Source organism: Pseudomonas sp. GW821-FHT07G10 (genome assembly GCF_059418545.1).
Genome location: NZ_JBWKQB010000013.1, coordinates 133,867 through 153,245 on the forward strand (window position 1 = coordinate 133,867; position 19,379 = coordinate 153,245).

The 19,379-nt window shown below is 58.6% G+C and carries 17 protein-coding genes, 4 tRNA genes and 2 pseudogenes; 6 read left to right on the forward strand and 17 right to left on the reverse strand.

Going from position 1 to position 19,379, the window contains the following annotated elements:
- The 10 genes from AC07O1_RS16400 to AC07O1_RS16445 all read right to left on the reverse strand — a co-directional run bounded on the left by AC07O1_RS16400 (position 1) and on the right by AC07O1_RS16445 (position 7,257).
- Positions 1-1,218, reverse strand: a complete 1,218-nt coding sequence (locus AC07O1_RS16400) for an AAA family ATPase (RefSeq protein WP_495089360.1) — start codon at positions 1,216-1,218, stop codon at positions 1-3.
- Positions 1,212-1,706, reverse strand: coding sequence for a TadE/TadG family type IV pilus assembly protein (locus AC07O1_RS16405; RefSeq protein WP_495089361.1), 495 nt, complete (start codon positions 1,704-1,706; stop codon positions 1,212-1,214). Before AC07O1_RS16405 ends, AC07O1_RS16400 begins: the two co-directional genes overlap by 7 nt.
- The gene (locus tag AC07O1_RS16410; protein ID WP_495089362.1) at positions 1,706-2,176 is read right to left on the reverse strand and encodes a TadE/TadG family type IV pilus assembly protein; all 471 of its coding nucleotides are present in this window, start codon (positions 2,174-2,176) and stop codon (positions 1,706-1,708) included. Before AC07O1_RS16410 ends, AC07O1_RS16405 begins: the two co-directional genes overlap by 1 nt.
- Before the next feature lie 8 nt (positions 2,177-2,184).
- Complete coding sequence (locus AC07O1_RS16415) at positions 2,185-3,528, reverse strand: TadE/TadG family type IV pilus assembly protein (RefSeq protein WP_495089363.1); 1,344 nt, start codon at positions 3,526-3,528, stop codon at positions 2,185-2,187.
- A 160-nt stretch (positions 3,529-3,688) separates the two neighbouring features.
- On the reverse strand, positions 3,689-4,495 hold the full coding sequence (gene cpaB / locus AC07O1_RS16420; protein WP_495089364.1) for a Flp pilus assembly protein CpaB: 807 nt from the start codon (positions 4,493-4,495) through the stop codon (positions 3,689-3,691).
- Positions 4,496-4,509: 14 nt separating this feature from the next.
- Positions 4,510-5,832, reverse strand: coding sequence for a DUF8689 domain-containing protein (locus AC07O1_RS16425; protein ID WP_495089365.1), 1,323 nt, complete (start codon positions 5,830-5,832; stop codon positions 4,510-4,512).
- Positions 5,833-5,846: 14 nt separating this feature from the next.
- Positions 5,847-6,356: an A24 family peptidase gene (locus AC07O1_RS16430; protein ID WP_495089366.1), complete on the reverse strand. Its 510-nt coding sequence runs from the start codon at positions 6,354-6,356 to the stop codon at positions 5,847-5,849.
- Between the two features lie 49 nt (positions 6,357-6,405).
- Positions 6,406-6,594: a Flp family type IVb pilin gene (locus AC07O1_RS16435; RefSeq protein ID WP_495089367.1), complete on the reverse strand. Its 189-nt coding sequence runs from the start codon at positions 6,592-6,594 to the stop codon at positions 6,406-6,408.
- 15 nt (positions 6,595-6,609) lie between these two features.
- Entirely contained in the window at positions 6,610-7,020 is a 411-nt protein-coding gene (locus AC07O1_RS16440) for an A24 family peptidase (protein ID WP_495089368.1), read from the reverse strand.
- A 48-nt stretch (positions 7,021-7,068) separates the two neighbouring features.
- Complete coding sequence (locus AC07O1_RS16445) at positions 7,069-7,257, reverse strand: Flp family type IVb pilin (protein ID WP_495089369.1); 189 nt, start codon at positions 7,255-7,257, stop codon at positions 7,069-7,071.
- A gap of 456 nt (positions 7,258-7,713) precedes the next feature.
- On the opposite strand from AC07O1_RS16445, the gene AC07O1_RS16450 reads away from it, so the two are divergent.
- Entirely contained in the window at positions 7,714-8,604 is an 891-nt protein-coding gene (locus AC07O1_RS16450; protein WP_495089370.1) for a helix-turn-helix domain-containing protein, read from the forward strand.
- A gap of 133 nt (positions 8,605-8,737) precedes the next feature.
- Here the strand turns inward: AC07O1_RS16450 and AC07O1_RS16455 are convergent.
- The 4 genes from AC07O1_RS16455 to AC07O1_RS16470 form a co-directional block, all read right to left on the reverse strand.
- A tRNA-Asp gene (locus AC07O1_RS16455) sits at positions 8,738-8,814 on the reverse strand.
- 19 nt (positions 8,815-8,833) lie between these two features.
- Positions 8,834-8,909 (reverse strand) — tRNA-Val (locus tag AC07O1_RS16460).
- Between the two features lie 187 nt (positions 8,910-9,096).
- Positions 9,097-9,173 (reverse strand) — tRNA-Asp (locus tag AC07O1_RS16465).
- Between the two features lie 19 nt (positions 9,174-9,192).
- A tRNA-Val gene (locus AC07O1_RS16470) sits at positions 9,193-9,268 on the reverse strand.
- A 160-nt stretch (positions 9,269-9,428) separates the two neighbouring features.
- Here AC07O1_RS16470 and rdgC point away from each other — a divergent pair.
- The 3 genes from rdgC (at position 9,429) to sugE (ending at position 11,920) form a co-directional block, all read left to right on the forward strand.
- Positions 9,429-10,349, forward strand: coding sequence for a recombination-associated protein RdgC (gene rdgC / locus AC07O1_RS16475; protein WP_495089371.1), 921 nt, complete (start codon positions 9,429-9,431; stop codon positions 10,347-10,349).
- Positions 10,350-10,521: 172 nt separating this feature from the next.
- Positions 10,522-11,487, forward strand: coding sequence for a bile acid:sodium symporter family protein (locus AC07O1_RS16480; protein WP_495089372.1), 966 nt, complete (start codon positions 10,522-10,524; stop codon positions 11,485-11,487).
- A gap of 118 nt (positions 11,488-11,605) precedes the next feature.
- The gene (gene sugE / locus AC07O1_RS16485; RefSeq protein ID WP_494993729.1) at positions 11,606-11,920 is read left to right on the forward strand and encodes a quaternary ammonium compound efflux SMR transporter SugE; all 315 of its coding nucleotides are present in this window, start codon (positions 11,606-11,608) and stop codon (positions 11,918-11,920) included.
- Between the two features lie 125 nt (positions 11,921-12,045).
- Here sugE and AC07O1_RS16490 read toward each other — a convergent pair whose 3' ends face one another.
- From AC07O1_RS16490 to AC07O1_RS16500, 3 genes and pseudogenes are all read right to left on the reverse strand, one after another.
- On the reverse strand, positions 12,046-13,920 hold the full coding sequence (locus tag AC07O1_RS16490) for an MFS transporter (RefSeq protein WP_495089373.1): 1,875 nt from the start codon (positions 13,918-13,920) through the stop codon (positions 12,046-12,048).
- 89 nt (positions 13,921-14,009) lie between these two features.
- Positions 14,010-15,161 (reverse strand): TDT family transporter, encoded by a 1,152-nt coding sequence (locus tag AC07O1_RS16495; protein WP_495089374.1) that lies wholly within the window; start codon positions 15,159-15,161, stop codon positions 14,010-14,012.
- 104 nt (positions 15,162-15,265) lie between these two features.
- Positions 15,266-15,370: pseudogene (locus tag AC07O1_RS16500) on the reverse strand (cupin); the annotation flags it as partial.
- 98 nt (positions 15,371-15,468) lie between these two features.
- Here AC07O1_RS16500 and AC07O1_RS16505 point away from each other — a divergent pair.
- Together AC07O1_RS16505 and AC07O1_RS16510 are read left to right on the forward strand one after the other, a co-directional pair.
- Positions 15,469-15,594: pseudogene (locus AC07O1_RS16505) on the forward strand (TetR family transcriptional regulator); the annotation flags it as partial.
- Positions 15,595-15,824: 230 nt separating this feature from the next.
- On the forward strand, positions 15,825-19,295 hold the full coding sequence (locus AC07O1_RS16510; RefSeq protein WP_495089375.1) for a hybrid sensor histidine kinase/response regulator: 3,471 nt from the start codon (positions 15,825-15,827) through the stop codon (positions 19,293-19,295).
- Positions 19,296-19,379 lie beyond the last annotated feature (84 nt).

Genomic DNA, 19,379 nt, shown 5'->3' on the forward strand with positions numbered 1-19,379 from the left:
TTACCCCCCGAACAGGCGGCTAAAGGTACGTTTCAGCAAGCCCTGCTCGCTGGCCTGGATCCCGATAAGATCCTGGCTCAACTCACGCAAGGCGACGGTGACGGAGGCGCGTGGCGCATGGAGCTCCAGTGGCACCCCGGTGTTCTGGCTTTCACTGACCACCGCATAATCATTGGGCAGTTTCTGCAGATTCACGCAACGCAGCCCCTCGCTAATATCCTTGAGGCTGACAGGTGAGGCTTTGTTGAAGCGATTGACCACCACTTGCAGGCGACTACCCTGCAACCCCAGGTCGTCACGCAGGATACGCGTCAGGCGGGTGCCGTCCTTCAGATGGCTGAGACTCTGCTGCACCACGATGTAGACCTGGTCCGCCTGCTCGAGAGTGACACCGGTGAGGTGGTCGATCTGCCGCGGCAAATCCACCACCACCCAGTCATAGGTGCTGCGTGCCAGGCGTAGCAGGGTTTCCAACTGTTCCAGACCCACATCCTGGGACAGAAACAGCTCACTGGCACGCCCGCCGAGCACATGCAGGGTCGGACTGAAATGATTGCAAAAGCCGCGCAAGGCGACACTGTCCAACGCCTCGATCTGCCGCAGAACCTCTACGTGGCAGTGCGTCGGCCGCACATCCAGGCAGTGAGCCACGCTACCGAACTGCAGGTCCAGATCCAGTAACAGGGTTGCGCCGCCACGGACACTGAGCTGATGAGCCAGATTACAGGCGAGCATGGTTGCGCCCGAGCCACCCTTGGCATTCATCACCGCAATCAGTTTGCCTTCAGTCGCCTGCCCCGCTTTGGCCTCCGTCAGCATACGGCCCAGTGCCGCCTGCAACTCTTCTGCGGCCACCGGCTCGGCCAGAAAGTCACGGGCTCCGGCCTGCATCGCCAGGCGCATGCCCTCGCGCTCATCCAGAGGTCCACACACCAACAGGGGTGGACGCTCCTGTGCAGGACGCCGCAACAGCGCCGCCAGCTCTTCGCGCCACAAGTGACTGACACGCAGCAACAGGAAATCAGGCATCTGCTCCAGCCCGTACAACGGGTCGGTGTGGCCATTGGTCACCAGCCGCGTGCTCACTTGCAGACTGGGCAGACATTGGCTCAACGTAGTCAGATGTTGCAAGGCCTCGGCATCGCGGCTACTGATCAGCAGGCGCAAGCCCTGCTTATGGGCAGAGGTAGTAATGGGGACGTCCCGGGCGCTTAACATGGCGTAATATCTCCCGCCTCGGGATGACGGCCAAGGCTTTCTCGAGGCATGGTTGACCTGAATGCTGGCAGGGTGAACACCCCACTGAACCCAGGTATAAGCAGGTTGAAACTGAAGTTCGCTATCCGCAACTGAACATAGCGGACGGCGCGAAACCCGGTGGCGCTGACCAGATCGTTGGGGCTGGTCACCACCGCACCGTTCACGTCCAGATAAGTCAGGCTCAGATCGGCCGTTCCCAGGCTGTTGATCAAGCTACTGGCGCCACCGTTATTGGCCGCATTGAAGATCGCCCGGCGCAGAATGATCGGGTCGCTGATGTCACACACCGCAGCCAGCCGGGCACCGCGGCGCACGGTTTCATTCAGTGCATTGACGGTGAAATACAGCCGGCCCATTTCCATTACGCCGAACAACAGCGTGAACATCAGCAGGCCGACGATGGCGAACTCGACCACATACACCCCGCGCATACGCTTGATGTTCATCACAAGGCCCTCATCACGACCGTCGAGGTCAAGGCAATGCCGAGCGGCACTGCATTGCCAAAGAAAGCTGGCAATGCGCTGCCGATCACCGGCTGGAAGGTATAGGTAATGCTCACCTGTACATGGTCAGTACCTGATGCAGAAACCGAGACATTGCCGGTGGTCAGCCCCGGCACCACAGGTGGGTAGTTATTCGGGTTGGTAGGCGCGCCGTAAAGAGCGACGTTCTGGGTCTGGGACTGCAGAGTGGCGTTCAGATCGAGCTGGCCAAGGGTCGCGTTCCAGGCCTGGCCGGCAGCAAAACGCCCGGCATCACGACTGGCCTGCATCAGGCTGTTGTACTGAAACAGCAAGCGGCCGAACTCGCCGATCGCACACAGCAGCAGCAACAACAGTGGTAGAGCAATCACCAGCTCTACCATGGCTACCCCGCGCTGGGCCTGCGGCCGTTTGAACGTACGACGTCCCATATGACCTCCTACGAGTCGCTGCTCGGTGTCTGGTTGTTGTCGATATAGGTCTTGTACAGCTGAATGATCTGCGGGCCAGTGTCATTTGAAGGATTGGGGCCCGACACGTTGTCGCCTTCGCACTGTTTGACGAACTGACCGAAGATCTGTGCCGAACTGCCCTGTTGAGACGCTGGCTGCAGCACGAAGAAGCAGCCAAAGCCAAGCACCGGTATCGTGGACGACCCGTCGTTCTTGCCAGCGCAATTACCAATCACGATCTTCAGCATCCGTCGTTCGAACGCGCCATTGGCCTGGCAGCCGCTGCCCGTGCCAGCGACACACGCGGCGACGCTCTGCACCCAGTCGTTGTAATCGAGCAATGCGGTGCCACCGGCGGAGAGATTGCCGTTGCTGGAGGTGACCGGTTGACCGTTATACAAAATCTGGGCAGGCGATCCGGTGAAAGTCAGCGGCTGGGGGTTGGTGGTGATCACCAGGTCCGGCGGAAAGTTCGCGGCACTGAGGCCGCCGCCTGAATACTGGCCGAAGCGAGTATTCAGGCCCTGAACGGCAGGCCCCACGGTATTGCCTGGCTTGGTGTTGACAGTCGAGCCGACGTTGTTGCACTCATTGATCCCGCCCGCCAGCGCGTTTCTGATGGTGTTGCCACCGGAACCAAAATCGAGCAGTTGGAAATTGCCGGAGCCGATCGCCGAGTTATTGCCTGCGGCGGTTTTCAACACCTGCACATCACCGAATTGGTAACCCCAGAAATTCCCGGCGCTCGGGTTGTACTGAGCGGGGTCGCCGCAGACCATCAGCGGCGCGACATCACAGGGGCTGGTCGGGCTGGGCCCGGCGGTGGCGACGGCTGCCACGGCCTTGTTCGGCGCGGCGCCATTACCTGTCGCCTGCAACATGCCCCAGAAAAAACCACTCAGAGGGTAGTTCGCTACCGTTACCCGCACATATTTCGCATCTGCCGGGCCAGGGAAGGAGAAAGGTCCGTAGACGTTGTTGGCCAGCTCCACCGTGGCAAAGCCGGAGACATTATTGCCGATGGCGGTGGCCAGTTCATTGTTGCCCGTGGCATTGGCATTCAGTGTCAGGGTAGCGCGTGCAGCGCTTTGCGTCTGGGTGGCCGCACCGGTTGCGCCGGACACCATCATGAGCGTCTTGGCCCCGCTCAGTGCCGCCGCATCCACCGCATTTTGCAGGCGCGTCTTGTTCACCAGCATATGGCCGCCGTCCAGCGCCAAAGCACCCATCAGCAGGATGGAGGCCAAGGCAGCCACGACCAGCACAATCGTCGCACCCTGCTGACGTTTCGCATAAGTGGTGAATGGCCGTTGGATACGGGGTCTCATCATCAAGCCCTCATTTCTGCCACTATTGATCTGAAACGGCTGGCTGGCCTTGACCTGTGAAGTGGACCTGTAAAGTGCGTTCGCCTGCCAGAGCAATGCCAAACTTTCCGATACCCAATGGGGTCCATCCGACGCAATGCCTACAACGATTGCGCCTGATGACTTATAGGGCTTTCACTACATTGACCTCGATACCGCGAATCACAGTGATGCTGCTGCTACCGCCACCGCCACCTCTATGATGGCGTACTACCGGTTTTGGAGCTGGCGCCGGGACCTGGGCCAGTGCAACCGGCTGAGCGATCGCTGGTTGTTTCTGGTTATCCAGCGGATTGCGCAGAGCCAGTTGCAGCTTCCCTTCGGTCATCCCTTTGACCAGGACTTCCGACTGACCCGGAGTCATCTCCAGGGTCACCGCGCGCACCACCACCGGCTGGGTCTTATCGGTGCTGGCAGTCTGGTCCACAGCCAGCACCCGCAAATCCTCCAGTATGGTTTTAGACTCGGCATTACCGTTATTTCCCGTCTGTCTGGTGGCCAACACATCGACCCTATTGCCCGGCAACAGGAACCCACTCACCCCGACCACATCGTCCACGCGCAACGATATGGCACGCTTGGTGGGTTCGATCAGCGAGGCCAGTGTGCTGCCGCCGAGGTGCTCGGCCAGGCGTGCGCCGCGCAGGATGTCGCCGCGCAGCATGGAGAAAGTGGCGATCTTGCCCACCACCTTGTCGGTGGCATCAAAGGCATCTTCCGGCACTGTATCCTTGGGCATCCGCACCAGCGTGACCTGTTGGGCTTCGACCATCTGCCCGAAAGCAATCTCCACCGTGGCCACTACCACGTTCTGCTGATTGTCGTCCGGGCCGGTGTTGAGCCGTGCGCTTAACCAGGTGTTGGCCATCCATGCGGCGCCCAGGCCCAGGATCAGGGATAAGGCAATCAGGGTGAGAGTACGAGAACTCATGTCGATATCTCCTTTTATCCAAGAAAGTCGAGCTGGACGAAGTAGTTGCGCCAGGCCCACTCCAGCTCCAGCGGCGCCAGCGGCCCGGAACCGCCCAGGTAACGCTGGCGGTCGAGCGCCATGCTCAACAGGTCGCGGGGGTGGCAAGGCACCAGCGGCATGTTTTCGGTTTCGTAGAGTTCCAGCAGTACATAGCGCAATAGCAGCGGGTCAAAAGGGATGCCCAGCCGCTCGGTTTCCTGGCGCCAGATTCGTTCGTAATCAACGGGATCCAGGTAGCCAAATTGCAGTTTGTAACCAATGCGCCGCAGGAACGCCTCATCGGCCAGCTCTAACGGGTTGAGGTTGGTGGAGAACACCAGGATCAGGTCAAACGGCAGCTCGCAGTGCCGCCCACCGCCAAGGTTGAGGAAGTCACGCTTCTCCTCCATCGGCACGATCCAGCGATTGAACAGCTCGGCCGGGGCCACGCGCTGGCGGCCCATGTCGTCGATGATGAACAGGCCATTACTGGCCTTGAGCTGCAAGGGGGCCTGGTACTGGCGGGTGAAGGGGTCGTAGCGAACATCCAGTTGTTCCATGCTCAATTCACCGCCGGTGATGACGATCGGTCGCTTACAGCAGAGTAGTCGACGATCGATCCCTTCGTTGAGCAGCAGGTGGTTCTGCGTTTCGGTAGCATCCAGGCGCTGGTGTATCTGGGGATCGAAGATCTCGATCACCGCTTCGTTGATCGCAATGGCATGGGGCACCCAGATGGCTTCGTCAAACAGGCGGATCAACCGGCTGCTGATATAGGTCTTGCCGGTACCAGCGGGCCCGTAAAGCATGATCGCGCGCCCGGAGTTCAGCGCCACACCCAGTTGATCGAGCATGCTGTCGGCGAGCACCACTGCGCCGAAAGCGCCATGCATGTCGTCCGAGTTGATATGACCGTGGTGGATGGTTTGCACCTTGATCAGGGAGCGGTAGGCGCTCACCGGATAGGGCGCCGCGCCGATATAGCCGCTGCGCGCCAAGGCATCGCGAGCGGCGCTGCGACCGCGCTGCGTCAGGGCGTAGCGCAGTGCCTGAACACCGTTCTGGCCGAGTATCTCGACGCGGCCATCCTTGCGCAGGAAGCTCAGGACTTCTTCCAGTACCGTGCCGGGCAGCGCCAGGCGCTCCACCAGTCGCGGCATATCCAGCACGCCGACATCGTGCAGATGCTTGCAGACCAGATCACCGAGAAAGTTCTCCGCAAGGCCCGTCTCACTGACAGTGCGCGGCTGCGGAGCCAACCGCTGCACCGCATCCCGCTCGTTGGGGCAAACGTTGCTGTCACTGATGGCGTACATAGTGTTCTCCCGAACTAATGGCCGAAGGGCAGCCAGAGGACGCTGGTTAAAGTGCCGAGCAGGATCGCGATTGCGTAAGGGAAGCGTTGCCGGGCGGCATCATCGGCTTGCGGCTGGATATAAGTGCGCAGACTTGTCATCGCCCAGTACCGTTGAATAAAGCGGCCCAACTGCTTTTTGTAGAGCAGAACCGAAATTCCAAGGACGCCACCAACAATCAACGTTAAAGCCGCCGCCCAAAAAGCAGCTACAGGGCCGAGAAAACTTCCCACCATAGCCATTAACTTGACATCGCCTGCGGCCATTCCAGCAAAAGCGTAAAGCGGCAGGAAAATCACTAACCCGACTGCCAGCCCGATCAGCCAAACTGTCATTCCAGAGAAACCGTAAAGCCAACTCTGAATAACTGCCGAGCAGATCAAACCAGCTAAAACAAGAATGTTGGAGATACGGTGAGCGCTTAAATCAGTGATCACCGCAATCCCGAGAAAAATGAGCACGGAGGTACTTAATAAAATATTCATAAAAGCCACCTCCATTTTACCGCGAAAGACCAGACCAAGAATGCCAGCCTTAGGCGGCAGGGGTAATTGCGGTCGTCAAGGCAGTAATCACGACGCCCACTTCCCCGCCAAGCGCCGTGAAGGCCCCAACCACTGCCAAAGAAATAAGCCCACCGGCCACGGCATATTCCACGACGGTCAGGCCATCTTCGTCTTTGATGAACGTCGCCACTGAAGTCTTGATTGTTTGCAGATACATTTTTGCCCACCTCATTTAATCAATTGAGTGTTGGTCTTCCAAGACATGAGTGTTGATCTTCCAAGACGTGAGTGTTGGTCTTCGCTTAATGCACTGCCTGGCTGAAACCTTAGTTGGAATGGCAACATAAGCCGCCGACCAGAAAGTGGCTACAGGGCCGAGAGAATTTCCCACCATAGCCATTAACTCGACATCGCCTGCGGCCATTCCAGCAAAAGCGTAAAGCGGCAGGAGAATCACTAACCCGACTGCCAGCCCGATCAGCCAAACTGTCATTCCAGAGAAACCGTAAAGCCAACTCTGAATAACTGCCGAGCAGATCAAACCAGCTAAAATAAGGATGTTGGAGATACGGTGAACGCTTAAATCAGTGATCACCGCAATCCCGAGAAAAATGAGTACGGAGGTGCTTAATAATATTTTCATACAAGCCACCTCCGTTTTATCGCGAAAAGCAGGACTAAAAATGCCAGCCTAGGCAGCAGGGGTAATTGCGGTTTTCAAGGCGTTAATCACGACGCCCACCTCCGTGCCTAGCGCCGTAAAGGCCCCAACCACTGCCAAAGAAATGAGCCCACCGGCCACGGCATACTCCACGACGGTCAGGCCATCTTCGTCTTTGATGAACGTCAGCACCGAAGTCTTGATTGTTTGCAGATTCATTTTGCCCACCTCATTTGATCAATTGAGTGTTGGTCTTCAAGGACGGTGCTGAGTGCACTGCCTGGTTGAAACCTTAGTTGGGAGGGCAATGGAAGCGTTAGGAGTTTTTTGTCGATCGCAAGGACTTTTTTGCTGTCATTGTCAAGCCAACAAAAACAGCAGGGGCAGCGCCTGAAACGGCAACTGAAAGCGTAAGAAAAGGAATGACTTAAGAATGCCTCTGCAACTGATTCGCAAGCGACGAGCGGTCAAGCCCGAGCCCATCGAAAAAGGAATGGGGGCGCCCCGATTCTGGCACCCTCAGCAAGGTATAGAACCTGACTAACTGAATTTTTGGTTTCTTATCAGGATTTGATCCTTCGTAGTCATGGCACAGTGACAATACTGCTGAGCAAAGAAGAACCAAGAAGAACCAAGAAGAAGAGAAAACGAGGCACAGGAATAAGGATCAAGGAAATGAAGCCCGACTCGGCCAAAAAACCATTCCTTTTATGGTTCGATCTCACTCGAGATCGATCGGCTGAAGAATTGATCGCGCAATTCCGCTCAGCTTGCGATTGTCGGCTGGCAAAAGACGCCACTTTTTCCGAGCGCGATCATGACCCACAACCGGACATGATCTGCATGCACTATGATCGCCCTGACATGCCGGGCCTGAGCCTGTTGCTGGAGATCAAACGCGCCGTGCCCTCCGTGCCTGTCGCCATGTTCACCGTGCAGCACTCCGAAGAGCTCGCTGTGTGGGCCATGCGTTCTCGTGTCTGGGAGTACATGGTGCTGCCTCTCCCGGCCGCCGAGATAAGCCGTTTTCTGCGCGCCCTGGAGCAGCTCTGCGAGCTGCGCTGTAACACTCATTTCCACATCAACAAACCGCCGATCGAGCATGGCCCGTCCCTGCCGGACAGTATTCGATTGACCGCAGAACATCAGAAGCATCAGGCACTCAATAAGGTATTGCTGTACATCGACCAGCATTTTCGGGACAGCATCGACCAAAAAGAGCTGGCCAAGCGCTGTGCAATGACGACATTCCGCTTCAGCCGGCTGTTCAAGGAGGTCAAGGGCCTGGGCTTCATGGACTACATCCTGAACAAGCGTATGGACTACGCCAAGGAGCTGCTCGACAACAGCCAGATGCCCATCACCAGCATCGGCTATGAGGTCGGCTTCAAGGACCCCTCTTACTTCGCCCGGGCCTTCAAGCAATTCGCCGGCAGTACTCCCAGCGAATACCGCCAGGCGCGCCGTGCCGGAGTGCCCATACCTTTACCTGTAAAACCAAGACCGGCATTGGAGGCTATACCGTCTTCGGTGATCGACAGCCTGCTGTTACGCAACGAAGCCTGACGGGGCCGATGCAGAAACGGGCCGACCCCGGAATAATCCGCGGAACAAAAAGCCAAACCCCAGACAGCAAAAAGCCCGCACTAGGCGGGCTTTGCGTGGTGACCTGGCGTTCAGCGTTCCAGGTTACCGAATATGGCGCAGCGGACGGGACTCGAACCCGCGACCCCCGGCGTGACAGGCCGGTATTCTAACCGACTGAACTACCGCTGCGCGTAACACTTGAAGCGAATGGTGGGTGATGACGGGATCGAACCGCCGACATTCTGCTTGTAAGGCAGACGCTCTCCCAGCTGAGCTAATCACCCTTCACTTTCGGTGTGGACGCATTCTCTCACAAAATTTCATAACGTGCTGATTTAAATAATAATTTTTTTAAAAAAGCTGAAATCCGGTGAAACACTGCGCTTTAACACGAAAGACAGACAGCAAAAAGCCCGCACAAGGCGGGCTTTGCGTGGTGACCTGGCGTTCAGTGTTCCAGGTTACCGAATATGGCGCAGCGGACGGGACTCGAACCCGCGACCCCCGGCGTGACAGGCCGGTATTCTAACCGACTGAACTACCGCTGCGCGTAACACTGAATGCGAATGGTGGGTGATGACGGGATCGAACCGCCGACATTCTGCTTGTAAGGCAGACGCTCTCCCAGCTGAGCTAATCACCCTTCACGTTCGGTGTGGCGCGCATTCTACGGAGCAGTCCCACCTCTGGCAAGCACTTTTTAAAATAATTTTTTCAGGCCTTCCAAAGGCTTAGCGAAGGGTTGGCCTATGACGCTGCGCGGAGAATAATGCCCGCCTTTGTATAAAGGAGAGATTCACCCCATGTGGTTCAAAAACCTGCTTATCTATCGCCTGACCCAAGATCTGCCTTTTGATGCTGAGGCGCTGGAAACCGCACTGGCCACCAAACTGGCGCGTCCATGTGCAAGTCAGGAGTTGACCACCTACGGTTTCGTCGCGCCGTTCGGCAAAGGCGAAGATGCCCCCCTGGTGCACGTCAGCCAGGATTTCCTGCTGATCGCCGCACGCAAGGAAGAACGCATTCTGCCGGGCAGCGTCGTACGTGACGCGCTCAAGGAAAAGGTCGAAGAGATCGAAGCCGAGCAAATGCGCAAGGTTTACAAGAAGGAGCGCGATCAGCTCAAGGATGAAATCATCCAGGCCTTCCTGCCCCGCGCCTTTATCCGTCGTTCGGCCACTTTCGCCGCCATCGCACCGAAACAGGGGCTGATCCTGGTCAACGCTTCCAGCCCGAAACGTGCCGAAGACCTGCTGTCGACCCTGCGTGAAGTGATCGGCTCGCTGCCGGTTCGCCCACTGACCGTGAAGATCGCTCCAAGCGCGACCATGACCGATTGGGTAAAAACCCTGAAAGCTGCGGACGACTTCTTCGTGCTCGATGAATGCGAACTGCGCGATACCCACGAAGATGGCGGCATCGTGCGTTGCAAGCGTCAGGACCTGACCAGCGACGAAATCCAGTTGCACCTGAGCACCGGAAAAGTGGTGACTCAGCTGTCGCTGGCCTGGCAGGACAAACTGTCTTTCGTGCTCGATGACAAGATGGTGGTCAAGCGCCTGAAATTCGAAGACCTGCTGCAGGATCAGGCAGAACAGGACGGTGGCGATGAAGCCCTCGGCCAACTGGACGCCAGCTTCACCCTGATGATGCTGACCTTCGGCGAATTCCTCCCGGCGCTGGTTGAGGCGTTGGGCGGCGAAGAGCTTCCGCAAGGGATCTAAAGGCTCGTGATCTCTACTGTGGGAAGAGCCGGGCGACGTTCGCTTGCTCGCGATAGCGCACTGTCAGTTGGCATGGATGTTGACTTTTATGACGCTTTCGCGAGCATCGGAACGCCGCCCGGCCCGCTCCTACAGATGTTTTGTGGTGCTACTTAATAACAAGGAACAGGTCATGCGTGCATTGGCAGCACTGAGTCGCTTTGTCGGCAACACCTTCGCTTACTGGGTATTGATCTTCGCGGTGGTGGCCTTCCTGCAACCGGCGTGGTTCATCGGTTTGAAAAGCGCCATCGTGCCGCTGCTGGGGCTGGTGATGTTCGGCATGGGCCTGACCCTCAAACTTGAAGACTTCGCTGAAGTTGCCCGCCATCCGTGGCGCGTGGCGCTGGGCGTGGTCGCACATTTCGTGATCATGCCCGGTGTGGCGTGGTTACTTTGCCAGGCGTTTCACCTGCCGCCAGAAATTGCCGTCGGGGTGATTCTGGTCGGATGCTGCCCGAGCGGCACCTCGTCGAACGTGATGACCTGGCTGGCCCGCGGGGACCTGGCGCTGTCAGTGGCGATTGCCGCCGTCACCACCCTGCTCGCTCCGTTGCTGACGCCGGCCCTGATCTGGCTGCTGGCCTCGGCATGGTTGCCGGTATCGTTCATGGAACTGTTCTGGTCGATCCTGCAAGTCGTGTTGCTGCCGATCGTGCTCGGTGTGGTCGCCCAGCGTCTGCTGGGCGCTCGGGTCCGCCAAGCGGTTGACGTGCTGCCGCTGGTTTCGGTGGTCAGCATCGTGATCATCGTCGCCACCGTTGTTGCGGCGAGTCAGGCAAAGATTGCAGAGTCCGGCCTGTTGATCATGGCCGTGGTGATGCTGCATAACAGCTTCGGCTTCCTGCTGGGTTACTTCACCGGACACCTGTTCAAACTGCCGTTGGCGCAACGCAAGTCCCTGTCACTGGAAGTCGGCATGCAGAACTCCGGCCTGGGCGCGGCGTTGGCCAGCGCACACTTCTCGCCGCTGGCGGCGGTACCCAGCGCGTTGTTCAGTGTATGGCACAACATTTCCGGGGCGCTGCTCTCGACGTATTTGCGCCGGATGAGTGAGAAACAGGACCGCGAACTGGCCGCGCAGCAAGCAGCCGACTGACCCTGGAACTTGATCCCCAGGTTAATAATGGGCATTATACTGCGCATCGCGAGGACGACCTCGCGGCTCGAACGAGTTATTTATCTGGGGACGACCCCGTCAATCGATGGAGGTCTTCATGTCCTGGATCATCCTGTTTTTCGCTGGCCTGTTTGAAGTCGGCTGGGCCGTTGGCCTGAAATACACCGACGGCTTCAGCCGCCCCCTTCCCACCGTCCTGACCATCGGCGCTATGGCGATCAGCCTCGGCCTGCTTGGCCTGGCGATGAAGGATCTGCCACTGGGCACTGCCTACGCCATCTGGACCGGCGTCGGCGCAGTGGGCACGGTCATCGCCGGGATCATCCTGTTTGGTGAATCCATGGCGTTGTTCCGCCTGGCCAGCGTCGCGCTGATCATTGCCGGGTTGGTTGGGCTCAAAGCCAGCGCTTAGGCCGCTACCGCCATCGCGGGCAAGCCTCGCTCCTACAATCAGAGTTGCGTCAGGCCACAATCATGTGATCGATGCACCCCCGTAGGAGCGAGGCTTGCCCGCGATGGCATCAGCGAAATCACCGACTATCTAACGGCTCCACGCAACTGCCCAACCAACGCCTGCAAGTGCGCCGGTTCTGCAACTTCCACTGTTACCGCCGGCCCGGCCACCAGGGTCACACGCGACCAGAGTCGGTGGAACAACCCTTTGTTCGGATCGCGACTGAAGAAGCTGCCCCACAATCCCTGCAAGGCCAATGGAATCACCGGCACCGGTGTCTCTTCCAGTATCCGTGTCAGCCCACTCTTGAATTCATTGATCTCGCCATCGGCAGTCAGCTTGCCTTCCGGGAAGATGCACACCAACTCGCCATCCTTCAGGTATTGGGCGATGCGCTTGAAGGCTCTTTCGTAAATCTGGATATCTTCCTGGCGCCCGGCAATCGGAATGGTCCCGGCAGTACGGAAGATGAAGTTCAACACCGGCAGGTTGTAGATCTTGTAATACATCACGAAGCGAATCGGCCGACGCACCGCGCCACCAATCAGCAAGGCGTCAACAAACGATACGTGATTGCAGACCAGCAGCGCCGCGCCTTCATCGGGAATCAACTCGAGGTTGCGGTGCCGCACGCGGTACATGGAATGGCTGAGCAGCCAGATCATGAAGCGCATGCTGAACTCGGGAACGATGCTGAAGATGTAGACGTTTACACCGATGTTCAGCAGCGACACCACCAGGAACAACTGTGGGATCGACAATTTGGCAAGGCTGAGCAGCACGATCGAGACAATCGCCGACACCACCATGAACAAGGCATTGAGGATGTTGTTTGCCGCAATCACCCGCGCCCGCTCGTTTTCAGCGGTGCGCGACTGAATCAGCGCGTACAGCGGCACGATATAGAAACCGCCGAAAATGCCCAGGCCAAGAATATCGATCAACACCCACCAGGCCGGGCCGTAGCTGAACACCGCGATCCAGTCATTGGCCTGGACATTCTGCGCAAAGCCGCCGGAGTGCCACCACAGCAGCAGGCCAAACACCGTCAGGCCGAACGAACCGAACGGCACCAGGCCAATCTCGACTTTGCGCCCGGAGAGTTTTTCGCAGAGCATCGAGCCCGTCGCGATGCCTACCGAAAACACCGTGAGAATCAGCGTGACCACGGTTTCGTCGCCATACAGCCACTCTTTGGCGTAGGCCGGAATCTGCGTCAGGTAAATTGCCCCGACAAACCAGAACCACGAGTTGCCGACAATCGAGCGGGACACCGCGGGCGTTTGTCCCAGCCCCATTCGCAAGGTGGCCCAGGACTGGCTGAAAATGTTCCAGTTCAGGCGCATTTGTGGAGTGGCCGCTGCAGCCCGGGGAATGCTACGGCTGGCCAGATAACCGAGCACCGCAACGCCGACGATCGCCGTAGAAACAATCGGTGCGTAATGACTGGAAGACATCATGATCCCGGCGCCGATGGTCCCGGCCAGAATCGCCAGAAAGGTGCCCATCTCCACCAGACCGTTACCGCCCACCAGTTCCTCTTCGCGCAACGCCTGCGGCAAGATCGAATACTTCACCGGACCGAACAGCGCCGAGTGAGTGCCCATGGCGAACAGCGCTACCAGCATCAGCGACAGATGATCGAACATGAAACCAACGGCGCCGACCGCCATGATCGCGATTTCGCCGAGCTTGATCAGACGGATCAACGCGTCCTTGGCGAACTTCTCGCCGAATTGCCCGGCCAGGGCCGAGAACAGAAAGAACGGCAGGATGAACAGCAGCGCGCAGAGATTGACCCAGATCGACCGGTCACCCTCGATAGTCAACTTGTACAGAATGGCGAGGATCAGCGACTGCTTGAAGATGTTGTCGTTGAACGCCCCAAGGGACTGCGTAACAAAAAACGGCAGGAAACGCCGTTTGCGAAGCAAGGTGAACTGCGACGGGTGACTCATCTTCCATGTCCCTGAGTGGCTTGGAGGCTGTTATTGGATTGGAATGCCGAACTTCGATCCAGGCCACAACCTTAGCTAATCTTTGCCGGTTATTTCGCTAATCCTGCAATGCACGGCGAAACAAACAACTCACCTCGATAGGCACCTTGTACGGTTCGTTTCGACACAATCAGCCACATAATCGCCAATGCAGCCACCAGAACGCAGCCAAACACACTGAAGAACGTCAGGTTCAAGGTGCTGGCCAGCTTCAAAGTGGCCAGTGAATAGACGCCCAGCGGGAAGGTAAAACCCCACCAGCCAAGATTGAACGGGATCCCGGCGCGCAAGTAACGAAGGGTGATCAGCACCGCGATCAGCATCCACCACAGCCCGAAACCCCACAGCGTAATACCGGCCACCAACCCCAGCCCGGCTGCAATTTCGCCGATGCCCGGCAAACCGTTCGCGGCAAAGATCGCTGGCGCATCGGCACCCAACAGCAACATGCCCAGCGCTCCGGTACCAATCGGCCCAAGGGCCAGCCAGCTCGAAGCAGCCATGTTTGCGGGGGGCAATTTATGCAACGCCATGCGCAGTAACAGGATGGTCAGGATGCTGAAGGCCACCGGCAGTGAAAAGGCCCACAACACATAGCTGGTGACGAGCACCACAAGCTGCGAATGGGCATCAAGCAGATGTGGGGCCAGCAAGCCACCGCTGGCCGCCGCGACTTCAGCCGCAACCACCGGCAAAAGCCAGACGGCAGTCATCTGGTCAATGCTGTGTTCCTGGCGGGTGAACATCATGTAGGGGATGAGTACGCCGCAAGCCAGCGACATGGCGACATCCAGCCACCAGAGCACTTCGGCCAGCTGCACCACGCCTTCACCCCAACGCGGCACACCGAACAGCAGAAAGCCGTTGATGATGGTCGCAAGCCCCATGGGGATGGTGCCGAAAAACATCGACACCGTGGAATGCCCGAAAATCCGCCGCGCCTCATCGAAGAACAACACCCAACGCGCGGCATAAACACCACTGAACAACACAAACAGGAAGATATTGAACAGCCACAAACCTTCGGCAAAAGCCTGCAGGCCGGGAGCGTGAACCGGCAATTGGGCCAGGGCCAGAGCCAGCACACCGGTGCCCATGGTCGCGGCGAACCAGTTGGGGGTGAATTGACGGATGGCTTCGCGCGGATGCTGCAAATGGCTCAGTGGCCGCAAACCGTTGTTGATGCTGTTGGGGCATGTCATGGTGAACTCCTGTCCTCTGGTGAGGTGGAGCTCATGGTAGAACTGAATAGAATATCTATATAACGGGTAATATCTCTAACTGTTATCTGTTTTACCGATAATAACTAAACACTGCCTTCGGTTTCGACCACCAGAACCCTGGCCGCGCCCACCGGATGGGCGACATGTTCGGTGCCAATATCAGCGTAGAAGATGTCCCCCACCTCCAGCAGCGCAGACTGCTCGATCCCGCGCTTGCTGATTCGAGGCGGGAATCGATGAGCGCTGGAGCGCCGCTCCACCAGCCACTGCGGTCAACCATTGTGCGCTGCCTGGCGTTGATCGGCTGATCAATATGGTCGTAGCGCCAACGGTGTTCCGGATCCTGTTTTCGGCCGCGCCGCTGGCGCTGGAGGAGCGTCATGAACTGATCGAGATTGCGTTGCGTCAGTAAGGCCTCATCGCGAGCAAGCTCGCTCCTACATGATCTCGGCGTGACCCAGCGATTGCTGTAGGAGCGAGCTTGCTCGCGATGAGGCCGGTACAGACAATAACAATTCAACCGAGACTCTTCTGCGACACCTGGCCGCGCCGAGACCTTGGTCGACACTGACTAACCCCAAACATCATGCGAGACTGTCTTGCCGGGCTGCAATGCCCGGGTGTCTTTTGCCTGGAGTTCCCATGTCGCTGTCCAGCGGGCTGATCGCCGCCGTCGCCCTGGCCTATATGGCCATCATGTTCGCCATCGCCTTTTATGGTGACCGTCGCAGTGCGCCCCTGCCGCCGCGGGTGCGTGCCTGGGTGTACAGCCTGTCGCTGGCAGTCTACTGCAGCAGCTGGACCTTCTTTGGCGCCGTAGGCCAGGCAGCGGAACAACTTTGGGCGTTCCTGCCGATCTATCTGGGGCCGATCCTGCTGATGCTGTTGGCACCCTGGGTGCTGCAAAAAATGGTGATGATCAGCAAACAGGAGAACATCACCTCCATCGCCGACTTTATCGCCGCCCGTTACGGAAAATCGCAGTCATTGGCGGTGGTCGTAGCGCTGATCTGTCTGGTTGGCGTGCTGCCCTATATTGCCTTGCAGCTTAAAGGCATCGTTCTTGGTGTGAACCTGTTGATCGGTGCCGGTGCCGACGCCATGGGTACCCGCGCCCAGGACACGGCGTTGATCGTTTCGCTGGTTCTGGCCTTGTTTACCATTGTTTTCGGTACCCGCAACCTGGACGCCACGGAACACCACCGCGGCATGGTGCTGGCGATTGCCTTCGAGTCGCTGGTCAAGTTGTTTGCCTTTCTGGCGGTTGGCGCCTTCGTCACCTATGGCTTGTACGATGGTTTCGACGATCTGTTCGATCAGGCCATGCTCGCGCCACGCCTGGAGCAATACTGGAAAGAAACCATCAACTGGCCGTCCATGGTGGTACAGACTGGCGTCGCGATGATGGCGATCATCTGCCTGCCGCGACAGTTCCACGTCACGGTGGTGGAAAACATCGAACCGCACGACCTGCGTCTGGCCAGGTGGGTGTTCCCGGCCTATCTGGCGCTGGCCGCGTTGTTTGTGGTGCCGATCGCGCTGGCCGGGCAAATGATGTTGCCCGGTTCAGTGCTGCCCGACTCTTTCGTGATTAGCCTGCCGCTGGCCCAGGCCCATCCGGCGCTGGCGTTGCTGGCATTTATCGGCGGAGCGTCGGCGGCCACCGGGATGGTGATCGTCGCCAGCGTCGCGCTGTCGACCATGGTCTCCAACGACATGCTGCTACCGTGGCTACTGCGCCGAAAAAACGCCGAGCGGCCGTTCGAAGTGTTCCGCTACTGGATGCTGTCGGTACGCCGGGTGAGCATCGTGGTGATTCTGTTACTGGCCTATGTCAGCTATCGCCTGCTGGGTTCGACGGCGAGTCTGGCAACCATCGGCCAGATCGCCTTCGCCGCTGTCACCCAACTGGCGCCTGCGATGCTTGGCGCACTGTACTGGAAGCAAGCCAACCGCCGTGGTGTGTTTGCCGGGCTGGCCACCGGGACCTTTCTTTGGTTCTACACCCTGGTACTACCGATTACTGCCCACAGTCTTGGCTGGTCGCTGAACAGTTTCCCGGGGCTGGCGTGGCTGCACGGCAATCCATTGAACCTCCCGATCAGCCCGCTGACCCAAGGCGTGGTGCTGTCGTTGGCGGGCAACTTCACACTGTTTGCCTGGGTCTCGGTACTGTCGCGCACCCGGGTTTCCGAGCACTGGCAGGCCGGACGCTTTATCGGTCAGGAAATCAGCGCCCGTCCCGGCGCTCGCTCGATGCTGGCGGTGCAGATCAACGATTTGCTCAGCCTGGCCGCGCGCTTTGTCGGCGAGGAACGAGCACAGCAAAGCTTTATCCGCTTCGCCTATCGCCAGGGAAAAGGCTTCAATCCGAACCAGAACGCCGACGACGAATGGATCGCTCACACCGAACGCTTGCTGGCGGGTGTACTCGGCGCCTCTTCGACGCGCGCCGTGGTAAAAGCCGCCATCGAAGGTCGGGAGATGCAGCTTGAGGACGTCGTGCGCATCGCCGACGAAACCTCGGAAGTGCTGCAGTTCAACCGTGCTCTGCTGCAAGGCGCGATCGAAAACATCACCCAAGGCATCAGCGTGGTCGACCAGTCGCTCAAACTGGTGGCCTGGAACCGGCGCTATCTGGAGCTGTTCAACTACCCTGACGGGCTGATCAGCGTTGGTCGACCGATTGCCGACATCATCCGCCACAACGCCGAACGCGGGCTGTGCGGCCCGGGTGAAGCCGAAGTACACGTAGCCCGGCGCCTGCACTGGATGCGTCAGGGCCGGGCGCATACCTCCGAACGCCTATTCCCCAACGGCCGGGTGATCGAGCTGATCGGCAATCCCATGCCTGGCGGCGGTTTCGTCATGAGTTTCACCGACATCACCGCGTTCCGCGAAGCCGAACAGGCGCTGACCGAGGCCAACGAGGGTCTGGAACAACGGGTCACCGCGCGCACCCATGAGTTGTCGCAACTAAACGTCGCACTCACGCAAGCCAAGGGCACGGCAGAGTCTGCCAACCAGTCGAAAACCCGCTTCCTCGCAGCGGTCAGCCACGATTTGATGCAACCATTGAACGCCGCGCGGCTGTTCTCTGCCGCCCTCTCCCATCAGGACGACGGCCTGTCCGCCGAGGCGCAGCAGTTGGTGCAGCATCTGGACAGCTCGCTGCGTTCGGCCGAAGACCTGATCAGTGATCTGCTGGACATTTCACGCCTGGAAAACGGCAAGATCAACCCGGATCGCAAGCCGTTTGTACTCAACGATCTGTTCGATACCCTCGGCGCCGAATTCAAGGTATTGGCACAAGAGCAAGGTCTGAAGTTTCGCCTGCGTGGCAGCCGTTTGCGGGTCGACAGCGATATCAAATTGCTGCGGCGGATTTTGCAGAACTTCCTGACCAACGCCTTTCGCTACGCCAAAGGTCCGGTGTTGCTGGGCGCACGACGCAAAGACGGGCAACTCTGCCTGGAAGTCTGGGATCGCGGGCCGGGCATTCCGGAAGACAAACGTCAGGTAATCTTCGAGGAGTTCAAACGCCTCGACAGTCACCAGACACGCGCCGAGAAAGGCCTGGGCCTGGGCCTGGCAATTGCCGACGGGCTCTGCCGGGTACTTGGGCATCAGTTAAAAGTACGCTCCTGGCCGGGCAAGGGCAGCGTGTTCAGCGTCAGCGTACCGCTGGTTCGTGCGCAAATCAGCGTCCCGGCCAAAGTCACCGAGCTGAACGGCCATTTGCCAAGTGGCGCGCAAGTACTGTGCATCGACAACGAAGACAGCATCCTGATCGGCATGAACAGCCTGCTGACGCGCTGGGGTTGCCAGGTCTGGACAGCCCGCAATCGCGATGAATGCGTGGCGCTGCTCAGCGAAGGCATTCGGCCGCAGTTGGCGCTGGTGGATTACCACCTGGATGACGGAGAGACCGGTACCGGCTTGATGGCCTGGCTGCGCACCCAGCTCGGCGAGCCGGTGCCCGGCGTGGTGATCAGCGCCGATGGACGGCCTGAAATGGTCGCCGAGGTGCATGCCGCAGGACTGGATTATCTGGCCAAACCAGTGAAACCGGCGGCACTGAGAGCGCTGTTGAGTCGGCATTTGCCTTTGTAGGAGCAGCCTAGTGGCCTGTGTGGCTAGTTCTGTTAGTCAACTTCGGCGCCAGCAGCCCATATCCTGCGTTGCTGTTCCTCGCCA